This window comes from Caulobacter vibrioides (assembly GCF_002310375.3).
In the GTDB taxonomy this organism is placed as follows: Bacteria; Pseudomonadota; Alphaproteobacteria; order Caulobacterales; family Caulobacteraceae; genus Caulobacter; species Caulobacter vibrioides_D.
The window spans coordinates 763565-779727 of sequence record NZ_CP023315.3; the positions used below are offsets into that span (position 1 = coordinate 763565).

General features: G+C 67.4%; 19 protein-coding genes and 2 pseudogenes. 9 read left to right on the forward strand and 12 right to left on the reverse strand.

All coding sequences use genetic code 11. The features are described 5' to 3' along the window. Positions 1-36: 36 nt before the first annotated feature. Positions 37-129, reverse strand: a pseudogene (locus CA606_RS20515) (hypothetical protein); the annotation flags it as partial. Positions 130-151: 22 nt separating this feature from the next. On the opposite strand from CA606_RS20515, the pseudogene CA606_RS20520 reads away from it, so the two are divergent. After that, positions 152-264 (forward strand): annotated as a pseudogene (locus CA606_RS20520) (hypothetical protein); the annotation flags it as partial. 254 nt (positions 265-518) lie between these two features. Here CA606_RS20520 and CA606_RS03615 read toward each other — a convergent pair. Further along, positions 519-1004 (reverse strand): DUF3617 domain-containing protein, encoded by a 486-nt coding sequence (locus CA606_RS03615; protein ID WP_096052350.1) that lies wholly within the window; start codon positions 1002-1004, stop codon positions 519-521. 265 nt (positions 1005-1269) lie between these two features. Here CA606_RS03615 and rpmB point away from each other — a divergent pair, with 265 nt between their 5' ends. After that, complete coding sequence (rpmB, locus tag CA606_RS03620; protein ID WP_010918547.1) at positions 1270-1569, forward strand: 50S ribosomal protein L28; 300 nt, start codon at positions 1270-1272, stop codon at positions 1567-1569. A 574-nt stretch (positions 1570-2143) separates the two neighbouring features. On the opposite strand, the gene CA606_RS03625 is transcribed toward rpmB, so the two are convergent. Further along, entirely contained in the window at positions 2144-4069 is a 1926-nt protein-coding gene (locus tag CA606_RS03625; protein WP_096052349.1) for a TonB-dependent receptor domain-containing protein, read from the reverse strand. Positions 4070-4658: 589 nt separating this feature from the next. On the opposite strand from CA606_RS03625, the gene CA606_RS03630 reads away from it, so the two are divergent. From CA606_RS03630 to CA606_RS03650, 5 genes are all read left to right on the forward strand, one after another. Next, positions 4659-4868, forward strand: a complete 210-nt coding sequence (locus CA606_RS03630) for a cold-shock protein (RefSeq protein ID WP_010918551.1) — start codon at positions 4659-4661, stop codon at positions 4866-4868. A 144-nt stretch (positions 4869-5012) separates the two neighbouring features. Next, positions 5013-5372: a DUF6481 family protein gene (locus CA606_RS03635; protein WP_181242767.1), complete on the forward strand. Its 360-nt coding sequence runs from the start codon at positions 5013-5015 to the stop codon at positions 5370-5372. A 102-nt stretch (positions 5373-5474) separates the two neighbouring features. Further along, a complete protein-coding gene (locus tag CA606_RS03640; protein ID WP_096052347.1) occupies positions 5475-5681 on the forward strand; it encodes a hypothetical protein in 207 nt (68 codons plus the stop codon). 7 nt (positions 5682-5688) lie between these two features. Next, complete coding sequence (locus CA606_RS03645; protein ID WP_096052346.1) at positions 5689-5949, forward strand: hypothetical protein; 261 nt, start codon at positions 5689-5691, stop codon at positions 5947-5949. Then, the gene (locus CA606_RS03650; RefSeq protein WP_096052345.1) at positions 5946-6143 is read left to right on the forward strand and encodes a hypothetical protein; all 198 of its coding nucleotides are present in this window, start codon (positions 5946-5948) and stop codon (positions 6141-6143) included. Before CA606_RS03645 ends, CA606_RS03650 begins: the two co-directional genes overlap by 4 nt. Positions 6144-6293: 150 nt before the next feature. Here CA606_RS03650 and CA606_RS03655 read toward each other — a convergent pair whose 3' ends face one another. From CA606_RS03655 to cobT, 4 genes are all read right to left on the reverse strand, one after another. Further along, the gene (locus tag CA606_RS03655) at positions 6294-6584 is read right to left on the reverse strand and encodes a hypothetical protein (RefSeq protein ID WP_096052344.1); all 291 of its coding nucleotides are present in this window, start codon (positions 6582-6584) and stop codon (positions 6294-6296) included. Between the two features lie 263 nt (positions 6585-6847). Beyond that, complete coding sequence (locus tag CA606_RS03660; RefSeq protein WP_181242768.1) at positions 6848-7147, reverse strand: hypothetical protein; 300 nt, start codon at positions 7145-7147, stop codon at positions 6848-6850. 208 nt (positions 7148-7355) lie between these two features. After that, complete coding sequence (locus tag CA606_RS03665; RefSeq protein ID WP_096052343.1) at positions 7356-8438, reverse strand: esterase-like activity of phytase family protein; 1083 nt, start codon at positions 8436-8438, stop codon at positions 7356-7358. Continuing rightward, on the reverse strand, positions 8435-10363 hold the full coding sequence (cobT, locus tag CA606_RS03670) for a cobaltochelatase subunit CobT (protein ID WP_096052342.1): 1929 nt from the start codon (positions 10361-10363) through the stop codon (positions 8435-8437). The genes CA606_RS03665 and cobT overlap by 4 nt, the downstream gene beginning before the upstream one ends. Before the next feature lie 107 nt (positions 10364-10470). Between cobT and CA606_RS03675 the strand changes: the two genes are divergently transcribed. Continuing rightward, positions 10471-10653 (forward strand): DUF1328 family protein, encoded by a 183-nt coding sequence (locus tag CA606_RS03675; RefSeq protein ID WP_096052341.1) that lies wholly within the window; start codon positions 10471-10473, stop codon positions 10651-10653. 122 nt (positions 10654-10775) lie between these two features. Here CA606_RS03675 and CA606_RS03680 read toward each other — a convergent pair whose 3' ends face one another. After that, on the reverse strand, positions 10776-11939 hold the full coding sequence (locus tag CA606_RS03680) for a DUF3089 domain-containing protein (RefSeq protein ID WP_096052340.1): 1164 nt from the start codon (positions 11937-11939) through the stop codon (positions 10776-10778). 142 nt (positions 11940-12081) lie between these two features. Between CA606_RS03680 and CA606_RS03685 the strand changes: the two genes are divergently transcribed. Then, a complete protein-coding gene (locus tag CA606_RS03685) occupies positions 12082-13140 on the forward strand; it encodes an IMCp domain-containing protein (protein WP_096052339.1) in 1059 nt (352 codons plus the stop codon). Positions 13141-13144: 4 nt separating this feature from the next. Here the strand turns inward: CA606_RS03685 and CA606_RS03690 are convergent, their stop codons facing one another. The 4 genes from CA606_RS03690 to groL all read right to left on the reverse strand — a co-directional run bounded on the left by CA606_RS03690 (position 13145) and on the right by groL (position 16152). Further along, positions 13145-13459, reverse strand: a complete 315-nt coding sequence (locus tag CA606_RS03690) for a hypothetical protein (protein WP_012640029.1) — start codon at positions 13457-13459, stop codon at positions 13145-13147. 10 nt (positions 13460-13469) lie between these two features. Further along, positions 13470-13964, reverse strand: a complete 495-nt coding sequence (locus tag CA606_RS03695) for a GyrI-like domain-containing protein (RefSeq protein ID WP_096052338.1) — start codon at positions 13962-13964, stop codon at positions 13470-13472. A 91-nt stretch (positions 13965-14055) separates the two neighbouring features. Next, positions 14056-14187: a hypothetical protein gene (locus CA606_RS03700; protein WP_181242769.1), complete on the reverse strand. Its 132-nt coding sequence runs from the start codon at positions 14185-14187 to the stop codon at positions 14056-14058. 321 nt (positions 14188-14508) lie between these two features. Continuing rightward, positions 14509-16152 (reverse strand): chaperonin GroEL, encoded by a 1644-nt coding sequence (groL, locus tag CA606_RS03705; protein WP_096052337.1) that lies wholly within the window; start codon positions 16150-16152, stop codon positions 14509-14511. Positions 16153-16163 lie beyond the last annotated feature (11 nt).

Genomic DNA, 16163 nt, shown 5'->3' on the forward strand with positions numbered 1-16163 from the left:
GGCGCGCTCAGGAGCGCGCACCTCAGGATGAGGGGTTCAGCAGCCGTGTTCCTCATCCTGAGGCGTGAGCCGCAGGCGAGCCTCGAAGGACGCAGGGAGCCAAAAACTCGACCTCCCCGGCGAACGTCGGCGCCGAAGACGCAAATCCTCCCCCCAGGGGGGGAGGAGGCCGAAGGCCGGAGGGGGAAGACGCTCAGAGCTTGCCCAACTTCCCCCTCCGTCGGCTCCGCCGACACCTCCCCCGCTAGGCGGAGGATTTGCCCGCCCTAAAGCCGCCAACGTCTGTTCGCAGCCCCGCTGTGCGTTTGCGACCTATCCTATAGGTCACAGCGTTCCGGCTATCTCAGGCTGGTGCGTCGAAAACGCTGAGACACCGCTTAACGCCCGCTAACGTTCTTTCGAACAGGGGCGAAACGAATCAGGACCGAATCAGCGACGTTCGCCAATTCGGTGTTTGTTCCCTACTAGCTATGGTAGCTTAAACCGCATTAACCACAAATCGGTTTCAGCGCGCCCGGCTATTTCGCCGCAGTCTGGTCCGGCAGGCACTCGGCCGACAGGCGCTTGGCGGTCATGGTTCCGGCCAGCGGCAGGCCGTTGATGGTCTTCATGTTGATGTTCAGCTTGAAGCTCTCGGGCGTGTAGCTGCCCTCGGCCGTGACCGGCGCGACGCGGTCCTTCTTGTCGGTCCAGGCGCCCTTCAGCCGGATCTTGCCGTTCTGGACCACATTGGTGGTGTAGTCGCAGCGGTACTTGCGGGTGCAGATGCCGCGCGAGAACTGCTCGACATCGGCCGGCTTGAGGCAGCGGGTCTCGCTGCCGGCCGGGATCGGGCCGATCCGATAGTCGTATTCCCAGTGGCCGGGGAGAATCGTCGTCTTCGCGGCGGTGGGCGTCGCGACGCGACTCGGAGCGTCCGCCATCGGCTGGGCCAGGCTCAATCCCGCCACGGCGACGCCAGCGACGAGGGCCAGGGCGGAGGCGGCGAGGGTGGTCGAACGCATTGGGCGGGTCTCCTTCATGCGGCTTCTATATAAGGCGCCAGATGAACCGTGCTTGAAGGCGGTGCGGGCTGTTCGGGTTCCTTCGCGACCGTGAAGGCGGATGGGCCGCTCAAGCCTAGACCAGCCTTGACTCGGGGGCGGGCCTTCGCCTATATCGCCCGCTCTCGCGCGGCCAGCTTGTCCGGCTCGCGTGTCCGAATTCATATCTTAGCGGGCCAGGCTCTTCTCAAGAGGGCGGGGCTTCGCCCAAGCCAAGGTAACCACCATGTCGCGCCGTTGCGAACTTACCGGTATCGGTCCGATGGTCGGCCACAATGTGAGCCACTCGAACATCAAGACCAAGCGCCGCTTCCTGCCGGCTCTGTCGCCCGCCACGCTCCAGTCGGAGTCGCTGGGCCAGAGCTTCAAGCTGCGCATCAGCAACGCGGCCCTGCGCACGCTCGACTTCAAGGGCGGCCTGGACACCTTCCTGCTGGGCGCCAAGGACGAGCAGCTGTCGCCGCGCGCCCTGAAGATCAAGGCCCAGGTGAAGGCCAAGGCCAAGGCCGCCGCTCAGGCCGCCTAAGCCTTCAAGCCTTTCAAGGCTGAACGATACAAAGCCCGCCAGGAGCGATCCTGGCGGGCTTTTCGTCGTGGTGTGTCGTTACAGCGGTTCGTCACGTGAAAGCGGACGAGGCCAACTTCACAGAAGGGGGCAGGGCGGACCTCAGATTCAATCCAGAACTCCGTCATCCCGCGCATAAAGCGCGGGATGACGACGGAATGTAGTTCCGCAATGGGGGGTTATTGGGCGGGAGAGGTCGAAGCGACGGGCATTTGGCCAATCCCCTTAACCCCAATCGTCACGTCCTGACCGTTGGCGGATTGCCATAACACGATCGCTAAAACGGCTATGACGAAAGCCAAGCCAATTATAGCCGTCCAATTGCGGGAGCCGTCGTTTGGCTGAAGCATTGTAACGCCCTGAGCATTGCTCGCGAAAGAGAAGCCTCACTAGCATATTCACCCGAAGGTTGCTTCAAAACTGGAATGTGCGAACTCTGTACGGGGTCGGGACCCGTCGCCGGCGTCCCTCCGCAAGCCCGACCTTCCTGGCATTCGCTGGTGAGATCGGCCCATTTGGGCCTTCGCCCCCGTCCTCAGAAATCCATCGTCAGGAACAGCGCCGCCGCGCGGGGCGCGTTGACGTCGTAGGTTCCGCTGCTGACCACGCGCCAGTCGAAGACGTCGGTCAGGTTGGTGACCTGCAGGCGCAGCAGGGCCGGGGTCTTGCCCATGTCGAAGCGGTAGCGGAGCCCCGCGTCCCAGATCGTCGCGGCCGGGGTCGAGACGCGATTGAGCTGGTCGGCCGTCCGGCGGCCGTGGTGATTGGCGCCGAAGGTCAGGGCCAGGCCCTTCACCGGCAGCGACCAGGTTCCGCTGAGCGTCAGCGTGGTGGTCGTCTGGCCCACGGGCTTGGAGCCAAGGCGGCCTTGCGCGACCGGCGCGCCGGTGACGCGCGGACGCATCAGGACCGCGCCGGCGACGAGGTTCAAGCCCTCGACCGGCGCGCCCGTCAGGCTGACCTCCAGGCCGCGGTGACGCACCGCGCCCATCTCGCGGAACACATTGACCTCGTCCGGGGCGAAATAGGGCTTCCGGACGTCGAAGGCGCCGGCGACCAGCCGAAGGTCGCCTGGCATGACCCAGCGCACGCCCGCGTCCCACTGGTCGGTCATGATGGCCGGCAGGGCCTGGGTGCGGTTGGCGGCGCTGTCGGGCGCGACGCCGCTTTCCTCCAGGCCGCGCGTCACGCTGCCATAGAGGGCCAGCTGGCGCGTCAGGGTCCAGGAGGCGGCGGCGTTGTAGAGCCAGGCGCTGTCATGGGTCAGGGCGGGCGCGGCGCCGGGGCGACGCACGGTCTTGCGATAGTCGGTGCGCTGCAGGCCCAGCATCAGCGAGCCGCGACCGCGCCAGCGCAGGTCGTAGGCCGCGCCGCCGGTCCACTGCTTGACCTCTTCGGCGGTGCGGGCGCCCAGGGCAAAGCTCGGCGGCGGCGTGTCGACGGGATCTTCCAGCCGCACGACCCCGTAGCTGTAGGCGCCGCCGCCGCCATAAAGGCTATCGCGCGCCCGCCCGCGCACCGAGGCGTGTAGTCCGTGGGAGAAATCGCCACGCACGACGGTGCGACTGATTCGCGCCTCGCCGCTGGTCGAGCCGCTGGTCTGCCGGGGATCGCGGCTGATGCGTCGCGTCGCCAGACCGTCGGCGGTGATTCCCGTCAGGACGTGGGCGTAGTTCTCGCGCGTGTCGTTCTCCGAGCGGAACAGGCCCAGCGACAAGCCAAGATCGCGCGGTAGCGGCGCCTGGACCACAACACCGCTGTTGGTGGCGATACTGCGGTTATCGGCCCAGCTGGGGCCGACATAGCGGCGGCGCGCGACCTCTTGCGGCAGCACGCCGGGCGCGGCCACGTAGATCGGCGCGGATTCGCGGTTCCAGGTGTCGACGCGGCTCCAGAACGGCAGGATCTGGACACCGGGGGCCGGACGCCAGCGCGCGCCCAGGGCGTAGGAGGCGTAGACCGCGTCCGCGCCGCTGCCGTACTCGTCATCGAAGCCCGCCACCCCGCCAAACAGGCTGAGCGTGTCCGAGACCGGCAGCTGGCCGTCCAGTTCCAGGCGTCCGCCGCCCAGGGGGCCATAGCCCGCCAGCACGCTGAGCACCGGCTGGTCGCCCGACGGGCGGATGCGGAAATCGACGACGCCGGTCGGAGCGGGGAACAGGTAGTTCTGCGCCGCCAGGCCCACGCGCACGACATTGCTGGCCACCAGACGGTCGGTGAAGCTGGCCGGGCGGTCCATATAGAGCCCCTCCAGCCGGATGTTGCCGGCGGAGATCGGCGAAAAGCCCCGCACCTCGCTGGCGCTGTAGAGGCCGACCCGCTCATTGCCGATGCTGGCGCCGAAGGCGTCCTCGGCTCCGGCGACGGCGTTGTCGCCGACACGCTGGGCGAGGGCCGCGCCAGGCGCGACGACGGCGGAGGCGAAGAGAAGCGCCGTCAGCCGGCGGGAGGGGAAACGCATGTCCAACGCACTCGCAAGAACCAGGGCGAGCGTTTCCGCGCGGGTTCAGCGCGCGATCCTGAGGGCTCCCCCTGCCTGTTATTCTGTAACAGGGGGCAATGGGGCAATTGCGTGGGTTTGGCAAGGCGCGACGCCGGGCGTTCCGTTGACCCGGGTCGTCGGGCGGGGCCCAGACAAGGCGAGCCCCGCCGCGACCTGCGCCGCGGCGGGTTTGAAAGCTTGGCGCGAGGCTCGATCGCTTAGCGCGAGACGACGGCACCCGTGGCCGGGTTGGCGGTGAAAAATCACCCGGTCTTAGGTCTCAATTTCGACGGCAAATACTGATATATTTCGCGCTGTTGAATGGAATGTCGCGGTAAAATTCGCGCCGAATTCGGCAAAAATACTTATCGAAAATTGGGCTCGAAAACAAAACAATTGCGGAAAACCTATTTCTAGGTCATCATTGTTTTATTGAATATCGCACTGGCTCGGTCGCTCTCCACGCTTGCTCTTCGGATCGAGCTTCGGGCCTACCAAGAACCTCTCCGACAATTTGATCGTAGGGCCTGTTTGAGGCCTCGCGTCACCACATCTGAAAGATACAAACATGGCTACCGGCACCGTAAAGTGGTTCAACGCCGCCAAGGGCTTTGGCTTCATTCAACCCAGCGATGGCTCTGCGGACGCGTTCGTCCACATCTCGGCCGTCGAGCGCTCAGGCCTGGGTTCGATTGATGAAGGCCAGAAGCTCAACTACGAGCTCGAACGCGACCAACGCAGCGGCAAGATGTCCGCCGGGCAGTTGACCGCAGCATAGCGACAAGAAGGGGCCGGGCAGCACACGCTACCGGCCCTTTTCTTTATTCCGGCTCACGGGCGTCTTCGTCCGCCCGGGTGAGCGCCAGCCCAGGCTGGGCCTTCAGCAGATAGGCAAGCCTGCGCACAAGTCTCCGAAGGTTTCATGATCTCGACCTACGATACGAAATTCTCCACGCGCCTCGAAACCGCCGCAGCCGCCAAGGCGCTGCTGATCGCCAAGCTGCGCCCCAAGGCGACGGTCACCGACCCGCTGTTTGCGCAGCGTGAGGCCTTGCGGGCGGTGGAGCTCAACGCGGTCCGGGCGGCGCGCCTGCAGACGCGCGCCGACGCCAAGCAGGCGATCGCCGAGGCGCAAGAGGCCGCCGTTCAAGCGCAGGCCGCCCTCGAAGCCGAAGCTCTGGCCGCCAAGCGTGGCGCCCGCAAGGAACGCAAGGTTCTCAGCGCCGCTGACGCCAAGGCCAAGCGTGACGCCAAGTACGCTGCGCGCCAAGCCCGCCGCTAACCCAGCCGCCCACGCGGTCCAGGTCTCGGACGCGTCTTGACGCACAACCCGTGGCCACAACCGCGTTCCAGTCTTTTCGCTCGCTCGCATTCAAGGACATTCATGAACAAGTCTCTCGGCGAACGCATCGTCATCACGGTCCGCCGCAATGAAGGCCTTTGGGCCGCGGAGGAGGCCGGCGTCTATTTCGGCGCATCGGCGGACAAGGACATCGCCAAGGCGTCAGCCGCGAAACGCGCGCGAGAGCGCATGGGTCAGGGCCACGCCTGCCAGATCCGGATCTCGGGCGAACATGGCTTCGCGATCTGACCGGCTGATGGACGAGGTCTATCTGTCTTCCGATCGCCCCGATGGCGCAGGAACCCAAATGCAAACTCCCGCCGAAATTCAGCAACGCTGGCGCTATCTGCGCGACCTCCTTCGAAACCAGCTCGCCCGCTTCGAGGGGGGGACGCTGTACGTCCGCTCGAACGCCGTCGACGTCAGCGCCTCGGCCATCGCGACGCTCAAGCGGGAAGTCGCGGAGTTCGACCGGCTGATCCTGGCGGGTTCGGCGAACGTGGCGGTGGTTCTATGACGCTGCCGTCCGGTCAGATGAAGGCGCTGAGGAATCTCTCGCGCAAGCGGTCCGGCGAAGACGTCGATTGGATCAATATCAGCGACGCCCGTGCGCTTACCGATCTTGGCCTGGCCGAGCGCGGACGGGCGGGGTGGATGATCACGGACATCGGCGTCGACCTCGTCCAGCGCCTGGATCAGGCCAGCGACTGACCCTCAAGTTGGGCGGGCCGCCGTAGGGGAGGGCTTGCGCAGCTCACCGCTGCTCCGGGCGCGGCCCTCCGACACAATCCCAGACAAAGCAAAACCCGCCGCGACCTGTGCCGCGGCGGGTTTTGAAAGCTTGGTACTAGGGTCGATCGCTTAGCGCGAGACGACGGCCGGGTTAGCGGCGTTGTAGGCGGTCAGGGCCGGGCTGTTGAGCTTGGCGACGGCGTCGTTGACCGAAGCGCGGATGCAGGCCGGGTACAGGTAGCCGGCCAGGGCTTCGCCACGGACGTCCTTCCAGCAGACGGTCGAAGCCGCCTTGACGATTTCGGCGCGGACTTCGGCGGCCGGGCGACCGGCGACCTTAACGCGGATTTCTTCAGCCGAGGCCGGAACGGCGACCAGGGTGGCGATGGCCGAGGCGGCCAGAACGAGCGAGCGGATCATGTCGAAAGGTCCAAAAAGGAGGTTGTGATCAACCCCCTCCAGACGCGTTCCTCTGACGGCCGGTCCCTGGTCTGTCGCCTGTTGGGCCGTCGCAAAGCCTATAGCTGCGCTTTATTGGGTGATCAATGATTATGTTGCGGCGCACGCATGAAAATTTTGCGGCGCCGTCATCAGCGCAACACGCGCTCTGTTACGGGCAGGGCGCATGAAAAAGGCCCGCGAGCGGGGGCTCGCGGGCCGATCTCGAAGCGGATGACGTCAGATCAGCGCGTGGCCAGCCGCAGGTAGGCGGTGCGGCCCTGGGCCTTGTTGTAGGCCCGCAGTTCGGGGCTGTTGGTGCGGACCACGGCGTCGCGGGTGACTTCGCGGATGCAGAAGGCGGTCAGGTCCGACTCCCTGGGATGACCGGCGAGGTCTTCCTTGCAGAGCTGTTGAGCGGCGGTGACGATCTCGGCGTGGACGACCGGCGTGGCGCGGCCGCGAACCTTGACGGTGATTTCGCCGGCGTTGGCGGCGGTGGTGGCCATCAGGGCGGTGATGGCGATAACGAGCAGACGGATCATTTTGGGTAGTCCCGGAAAGGAGGTTGAGTTCAACCGCCTCCCGACGCGTTCCTCTGACGGCCCCCAGGATCTCGCCTCGTCGTCCGTCGCCGTCAGCAGTGCATGACAACGTTGTCTCTCGCAAGTGCGAAGAGTGCGACCTCACGAAAATGTTAGCGGTAACATTTCGTTGCCAACGAAACCAGTTTCAGCGCGGCGGCCCGCCGGCTCAGGGCTTGCGGACGGGCTTCTTCTTGACGGGCTTGGGCGGCGGCGCGGGCGGTGGGGGCGGCGGGACCCAGTCGAAGGCCAGCAGCAGGGTGCGCTGGCTCTCGGTCGCGTTGTCGTCGGAGATCAGATAAAGGCGCGTGCCGCCCGAGGGCGAGCGGGTCAGGGCCACGCCCTCGACATTGTCGCGGGTGGTCGAGCCTTCCAGCCGCAGGGTGGCCGAGACCCGTTGGCGGGCGACGGGCACGGTGGGGTCGGCCACGAAGCGGACGATGGCGCGCCAGCCGCGCACCGGGTCAAAGCCCCGATGCAGGGTCGCCACCGCAGGGCCGGCGAAGGGCGCAAAGCCCGACAGGCCCCAGGTGAAGTCGGGGCCCGATTGCGGCGGCAAGCTCTTGCAGTCCGCCGAGAGCCGGCAAAGCCAGACCTCGCCCTCCTCGCCGCCGACGATATAGGCGTCGGGACCGGCGGACGGATAGGCGGCGATCGCCTCCAGGCCCTCGTTGTCGGGCAGGACGGTCGCGGGCTTGGGGGCGGGGCGGGGCGTTCCCCAGCCGCCGTCCGGCGTGACGGGATAGAGCCAGATGCGGTGGTCGCGCTCAAAGCTGACCAGGCGGTCGCCGTTCGGCAGCACGGCCAGGCCCTCGGCGTCGGCCTGCTGCTTGCCCTGCAGCGGTTGGCCGTCCAGGCCGCGCAGCGGGCGCAGCTTGCCGTCGGTGACCCCGGCCAGGCGGCCGTTGGCGTCCAGCTGGATCTTCGCCTCGAACAGGTCGCCGTCGTCGGTCAGGGCCATCAGCTGGCCCTCGGCGCCGACCGCCAGGTCCGACAGGGCGTGCAGCCGCGTCGTGGTGGCGCTGGTCAGCACCAGCCCGCCGGCATAGGTGAAGCCGCCGTCCAGGGTGGTCTTGGCCGGGTTCGTGGCGTCCAGCGGGACCGGCGTGGCCGTGACGGTGATCTCGGGACCGACCTTGACCGGCGCGGGCGGCGCGACAGCGACCGGCGGTCGGCGGGGCGCGCACTGGGTGGCCATGCCGCCCAGGCCCGCCACCACGCCCAGCACCAGGGCCGTGCGCAGACCGATCACGCGGGGACCTTGCCGGCCGCCTTGGACGCCTGCGGCATGACGACGGGCGGCGGGGCCAGCAGGCCGCGCGCGCGGGCGATCTGCCGGGGCTCTTCCTCGAACAGCGCGGCCAGCTGCTCGACCAGCACGCCGCCCAGCTGCTCGACATCGACGATGGTGACGGCGCGGCGGTAATAGCGGGTGACGTCGTGGCCGATGCCGATGGCGATCAGCTCGACGGGGCTCTTGCCCTCGATCTCGGCGATGACCTGGCGCAAGTGGCGCTCCAGATAGTGGCCCGAATTGACGCTCAGGGTGCTGTCGTCCACCGGCGCGCCGTCGGAGATCACCATCAGAATGCGGCGCTGTTCGGGCCGGGCGATGATCCGCTGGTGAGCCCACATCAGGGCCTCGCCGTCGATGTTCTCCTTGAGGAGACCCTCGCGCATCATCAGGCCAAGGTTCTTGCGGGCCCGTCTCCAGGGCGCGTCGGCGGCCTTGTAGATGATGTGGCGCAGGTCGTTCAGGCGGCCGGGAGCCGCAGGCTTGCCGGCCTTGATCCACTCGTCGCGGCCCGTGCCGCCCTTCCAGGCGCGGGTGGTGAAGCCCAAGACCTCGGTCTTGACGCCGCAGCGCTCCAGGGTGCGCGCCAGGATGTCGGCGCAGATCGCCGCCACCATGATCGGGCGCCCGCGCATCGAGCCGGAATTGTCGATCAGGAGGGTCACGACCGTGTCGCGGAACTCCTGGTCTTCTTCCTGCTTGAACGACAGCGGCGCGGTCGGATCGATGATCACCCGCGTCAGGCGGGCGACGTCCAGCATCCCTTCCTCGAGGTCGAAGGTCCACGAGCGGTTCTGCTGGGCCAGCAGGCGGCGCTGCAGCTTGTTGGCCAGACGCGAGACCACGCTCGACAGGGCCGACAGCTGTTGGTCGAGATAGGCCCTAAGCCGCGTCAGCTCCTCGGCGTCGCACAGGTCCTCGGCGCCGACGATCTCGTCGTGGGCCGTGGTGAAGATCTTGTACTGCGGCTCGCCGCCCTGGCTGGCGCTGGTGTCGGGCCGGGCGGGCTTGGCGCCGTCGCCCATCTCGGGACTCTCGTCGGACTCCTCGGGCTCGCCCTCCTGGTCCGACTGGACCATCTCCTCGTCGCCGGCCTCGCTTTCGCGGTCGGTGGCCTCGCTTTCCTGCGGGGCCGAGCCTTCCTGCTGCTCGCCTTCGCCCTCGCCCTGATCCTCGTCTGAGTTTTCGGTGGGGGCGTCGTCCTCGCCGTCTTCCTCGTCGGCGCTCTCGGTGGCGTCGGCCATGTCTTCGGAGAGATCAAGGTCGCGCAGGATCTCGCGGGTCACCTTGGCGAAGGCGGCCTGGTCGTCGATGGCGGCGGCCAGACGGTCCAGATCCTTGCCGGCCCGGGCCTCGATGTCATTGCGCAGAATGTCGACCAGGGCCTTGGCCCCGTCGGGCGGCGCATCGCCGGTGAGGCGCTCGCGCACCATCAGGCCCAGGATCTCGGCCATCGGCGCGGACTGGCGATCGGTGGCGACCGTGCGGGTCAGACCCTGCTTTTCCAGCCGGGCCTCCAGCGCGGCGGTCAGGTTGGCGCGCACGCCGCCAAGCGCGTTGGCGCCGATCGCCTCCAGCCGCGCCTGCTCGATCGACTCGAAGGCGGCCTGGCCGTCCGGGGAGCTGGGCCGCGCGCGGGCGTGGGCCAGGGGGTCGTGGTGCGCCAGGCGCAGGGCCATCTGGTCGGCCAGGCCCCGGATGCGGGCGGCCTCGCGGCTGTTCAGATCACGCGGGGGATGGGGCAGCACCGCCCGGTTGCCCAAGAGCTGGGGGCCATCGCCCGAGAACACGACCTCCAGGTCCGGCGTCTCGGCGAGCGAGCGCGCGGCGTGCGCCAGGGCGCGCTTGAAGGGTTCGGTCGGGCTTTCGGGCTTGGAGGCCATGGCGTTCGAGTTAAAGGCGCCGGGCGGGGAAAACAAGGAACGCCGCACACTGCAGCGACGTTGATTTTCCAATCGCGCCCCGGGCGCGCTCCTGAAGGAAACCAAGAATGCTCAAATGGGCCATCATCCTCGCCATTGTCGCCCTGATCGCCGGCGCTCTGGGCTTCAGCGGCGTGGCCGGCGCGGCGGCCGGCGTCGCCAAGATCCTGTTCTTCCTGTTCCTGGTCGGCTTCGTGCTGGTGCTGCTGCTCGGCGGCACGCTGTTCAAGGCCGCGACAGGACCGAAGTGAAATCCTCCCCCAGAAGGGGGAGGCGGCCGAATGGCCAGAGGGGGGCGTGGCAAGTTCGGCAGAACGTCCCCCTCCGTCCGCTTCGCGGACACCTCCCCCGCTAGGGGGAGGATTTTCGGATCCTACTTCACCCCGTAGGACTTGGCCTGACGGCCGGCCAGGGCGACCAGGTCGCCCATCTGGACGTTCACGTCGATCAGGTGCAGGCCCCAGTCCTTCAGCGTGACGGGACCCACGACGACGTCGCCGCTGATCTCGTCGGTGCGGGGATCGGCCGGATCGGCGTTCACCTTGACCGACAGATAGGTGAAGTCGCCCTCAGAAACGCACCTGGCCGACAGCAGGCCGGGCATCGACACGAACGGCGTCGACACCGTCAGATCCTTGGCGAACGGCTTGGGCGGGGCGCCCGACACCGCGCCAAAGCCCTTGGCGCTGAGATAGGCGTTCAGCGGGGCCGACTCGCTGGAGGCCTTGCCGGCCAGCAGGCTGGCGGGACTGACGCAGCCGGCGCGGCGGCCCTCGGCGTCGGTCCGGCCAAAGCGGCTGACGGGCGGCGGCGGGCTCGCCTCACGGAACGAGACATAGGTCACCAGGCAGCCGGCCTGATCGGCCTTGTCGCAGACCGGGATCGAGCCGTACTTGCCGTCGACGACCGGGGTGTTCATGCCGATGATGTAGGCGGCGATCATCTGCTTCTGGACGGGCTTGCCGTCGACCTCGTTGGTCAGCAGCCCCTGCAGAACACGCGCGCCCTGGCTGTGGCCCATCAGGATGACGCCCCGGCCCTTGTTCTCGTTCTGCAGGTACCAGGTCCAGGCGTCGCGCACGTCGCCATAGGCCAGGGTCGCATCGCCCGGCGAGCCTTGACCCATCATCACCGCGCGCAGCGCCGCCAGGGTGACCTGGCGGTACATCGGGGCGAACACCCGGCAGGTCGAGGCGAAGCGTGCCAGCTGCTGCTCGACCACCCGGCGCTCGGCCTCGTCGATGGACATGTCGCTGTTGCCGCCCGGATCGGTGGACACCGTCGGATAGACATAGAAGCAGTCATAGGCCGGGGCGGCCGCGGCCTTGAAGGTCTCGACCGAGGTCTTGCCGTCCGCCTGGACGATCGTCGTGGTCTGGTCGACGGCGCAGGCGTCGGCGCGGCCGGGCAGGCACAGCCACGACTCGGGCTTGCCGTAGTCGTTTGGCGCAGGCGCAGGCGCTGCAGTCTGGGCGCTGGCCGCGCCCGCCAGTCCAAGGACCGCCATCGCCGCAAGGCCCGTCAAAGTCCGCTTCATCCTGGTTTCCTCCCACGCTCAAACGCTCGTTTGGGCGCGACAATGATCAAAAGAACGACGCCCGCCAAGGGGGCTTGGCCCGATCATTGCGCGGAGGCGAAGCCTCGTCCCGGTTCGGGACGGACAGCAGGAGCGCGCGTCCGTGATCAGCCTCAAGACCCTTTGCCGACTGGGCGCCGCCACGCTCGCCGCGCTGTCGCTGAGCGCCGCGCCCGCCCTGGCCGACGGCTTCCCCGGCGCGCCAGCGCGCAGCCCGGTCCCGAAACAGGCCACGCCCAAGCCGCGCACCAAGATCGTCTATGTCGATCGCCCGGTCGTCGTGGAAAAGCGCGTGCCCGTCTATATCGACCGTCCCACGACCCAGATCGTCGAGAAGGTGGTCGAAAAGCCGGTGATCATCGAGCGCCCGGTGGTCGTCGAAAAGCGTATCGAGGTGCCGGTCGAGAAGCTGGTCCAGGTTCCTGTCGAGAAGACAGTCTATGTCGATCGACCGGTCGAGAAGCTCGTCTATGTCGACCGGCCGGTTGAGAAAAAGGTCTACGTCGATCGCGTGGTTGAAAAGCGGGTCGAGGTCCCCGTCGAGAAGATCGTCGAAAAGGTCGTGGAAAAGCCGGTCTATGTGGATCGGCCCGTGCCGACGGATAAGCCGGGCGAAGTGGTCGAGAAGATCATCCAGGTGCCGATCTACGTCTATGTCGATCGCCCGGTCCCGACGCCGTCACAGGGCTGCGCCCAGCCGTGCGGCTATGTCGAGCGTCCCGCGCCCTGCGCCAATCCTTGCGGTTCTGTCGCGCCGGCGCCGTGCGCCAGCCGTTGCGACATCCATTGGCGGCCCGCGCCGCCGCCCAGCTGCAGCCATCCTTGCGGACCGATCCAGGTCCCGCCGCCCTGCGCCAGCCCTTGCGGCTATGGCGGGGTGATCGAGCACCGCGAAGAGCGCTCGTCCTACGATGAGCGCCATGACGGCTACGCCGAGCTTCCGCCCTTGCCGATGGGCTATGTCGGGAGCGCCTCGGGCGGTCGCGGCGGCGGCTATGGCGGGGTGGGCCTGATCGGCGGCGGCGGCTGGCGCAGCGGGGCCTACGGCGGCGCTTCGGCCTCGGCCCGCGCTTCGGCCACCGCGTCGGCGACGGCCACGACCTCGATCCGGATCGGCGGGGGTGGCGGCGGCTGTTCGGGCTGCGGCGGCAAGCGCCACTAGCGCCTTAGAGCGACAGCCAGCGGCGCGGGTTCTTGTCGCCCAGCGCCCGCGCCTCGCCGGGCTTGAGGCCCAGGTCGCGCATCCGATAGGCGACGATCTCGCGCAGGGCCTCGACCGGCTCGTGGCCGCCGACGGGGCTGGACGCCACCGAGCCCGCGTTCATCGCCAGATCCACGGCCGTCCACTCGGCCTGGGCCCGGTCGGCCTTGCCGACGGCGAAGTAGTGCCGCACCGGCGCGCGCTCGCCGGGGACCTCGACCATCACGCCGATGACCCAGCCTTGAACAATCAGATCGGCGTCGGGGCGCTGGCGGAACATGCCATCGGCTTTAACGCTGGTCTTCCAGCGGCGTCCAGACCTCCAGATCCCCAAGACCCGTCTCGGGATCAAAGCCGGGCCCGTAGTATTCTAGGAAGCCGGGCTTGCCCGCGGGGGCTTCGAGCCCGGCGCAAGCGCCTTCTACGGTGCGATACAGGGTCGAGACGTGCCCCAGGTGCGGATGGACCAGGTAGGAGCCGGCCGGCAGGTCCAGCACCTCAAGATCTTCGGGTTGCGGGCCTGGACTGGCCGGCACGGCCGCCATGTAGCGAAGGCGGCTAGGATCGTTGGTCGGCAGGGCGACGCCGAACGCGACCAAGGTTCCTTGGTGAGCGAGGCCCAGCATGCGCGGCGCAAACTCCGCCCACTGCCGGGGCAAGGCGGCCAGCATGCCCGGATCGTCAAGGGCGTAGTCGCGCGCCAGCCCGACCAGCCGCAGGGGCGGACTTTGCTCGATGCGAGGCTCGCCCGTGAGTGCGGGGGGCGGATGGGCGGAGTGGGTCATGGGCGTTCGCGAACGGTGGGTTCGTGACAAGGACGCCTGAACCCGCGTCGCGCCGACAATGACCGTCGAAAATTCGTGAGGATCGTCCGCGTCAGCCGATGAACCGGAACGCCGCCTGGCTGATCAGGCCCAGCACCAGCCAGACCGACAGGCCCAGGATCACCACCGACGGGCGGGGCAGCCGGCGGCGATGGTGTGAAGACTGCAAACGCACGAACGCCATCGACGCCTCCAGGCCTTGATTGTCGAAGCAGAGGTTAACGCCGAACAGCGCGCCTGGCTCCGCGACCCATTGACCCGGCGAGGGGGCCGTGCCCGCCCTTCGACAAGCTCAGTGTGAGGACGACCGGCAGCCTCGGCGCGCACAAGATCCTCATCCTGAGCTTGTCCCCCGGGACCGACCGAAGGTCGGCCCGAGGATAAACTCCGGACGAGGATTTCCATCCCCGCCAGCACCCCCACCCAACCTGAATTCAGCCAAAGAAAAAGGGCGGAGCCTTTCGGCCCCGCCCTCATCCATTCGTCGGTGACCCGAACTTCTAAATTAGAAGTCCATGTCGCCCATGCCGCCCGGCATGCCGCCGCCGGCCGGGGCGCCGCCGCCCTTCTTGGGGGCTTCGACGATCGCGGCTTCGGTGGTGATCATCAGACCGGCCACCGAGGCGGCGTTCTGCAGAGCCGTGCGGACAACCTTGGCCGGGTCGATGACGCCGTCGACGACCAGGTCGACATACTGCTCGGTCTGGGCGTTGAAGCCGAACGAGCTGCTGTCGTTTTCCAGGATCTTGCCGACCACGATCGAGCCTTCGACGCCGGCGTTTTCGGCGATCTGGCGGATCGGGGACTGCAGGGCGCGGCGGACGATGGCGATGCCAGCGGTCTGGTCATCGTTGTCGCCGGTGACGCCGGCCAGGGCCTTGGAGGCCTTCAGCAGGGCCGTGCCGCCGCCCGGGACGATGCCTTCGTCGGCGGCCGCGCGGGTCGCGTTCAGGGCGTCGTCAACGCGGTCCTTCTTTTCCTTCACTTCGACTTCGGTCGAGCCGCCGACGCGGATGACCGCAACGCCGCCGGCCAGCTTGGCCAGACGCTCTTGCAGCTTTTCCTTGTCGTAGTCCGACGTGGTGTCTTCGATCTGGCGCTTGATCTGGGCGATACGGGCCTCGATGTCGGCCTTCTCACCAACGCCGTCCACGATCGTGGTGTCGTCCTTGGTGATCGAGACCTTCTTGGCGCGGCCCAGCATTTCCAGCGAGACGTTCTCGAGCTTGATGCCGAGGTCTTCGCTGACGACTTGAGCGCCGGTCAGGATGGCGATGTCTTCCAGCATGGCCTTGCGGCGGTCGCCGAAGCCCGGAGCCTTGACGGCGGCGACGCGCAGGCCGCCACGCAGCTTGTTGACGACCAGCGTGGCCAGGGCCTCGCCTTCGACGTCTTCAGCGATGATGACCAGCGGGCGGCCCGACTGGACGACGGCTTCCAGCACCGGCAGCAGCGGCTGCAGCGACGACAGCTTCTTTTCGAACAGGAGGATCAGCGGCTCTTCCAGCTGAACTTCCATCTTGTCGGCGTTGGTGATGAAGTACGGCGACAGGTAGCCGCGGTCGAACTGCATGCCTTCGACGACGTCGAGTTCGGTCTCGGCGGTCTTGGCTTCTTCGACGGTGATGACGCCTTCGTTGCCGACCTTGTCCATGGCCTTGGCGATCATCTCGCCAACTTCCTTGTCGCCGTTGGCCGAGATGGTGCCGACCTGAGCGATTTCAGCGTTGGTGGTGACCTTCTTCGAGGACTTCTTGATGTCCTCGATGGCGATGGCGACGGCCTTGTCGATGCCGCGCTTCAGGTCCATCGGGTTCATGCCGGCGGCGACCGACTTGAGGCCTTCTTGGACGATGGCTTGGGCCAGGACCGTGGCGGTCGTGGTGCCGTCGCCGGCCTTGTCGTTGGTCTTGCTGGCGACTTCGCGGATCATCTGCGCGCCGAGGTTCTCGAACTTGTCAGCCAGTTCGATTTCCTTGGCGACCGAGACGCCGTCCTTGGTCGTGCGCGGAGCGCCGAACGACTTTTCGATGACGACGTTGCGGCCCTTGGGACCCAGGGTCACCTTCACCGCGTTGGCGAGGATGTTGACGCCGCGCAGCATCTTGTCGCGCGCGTCGGAGGAGAAATAAACGTCTTTAGCGGCCATGTCGGGCGCCT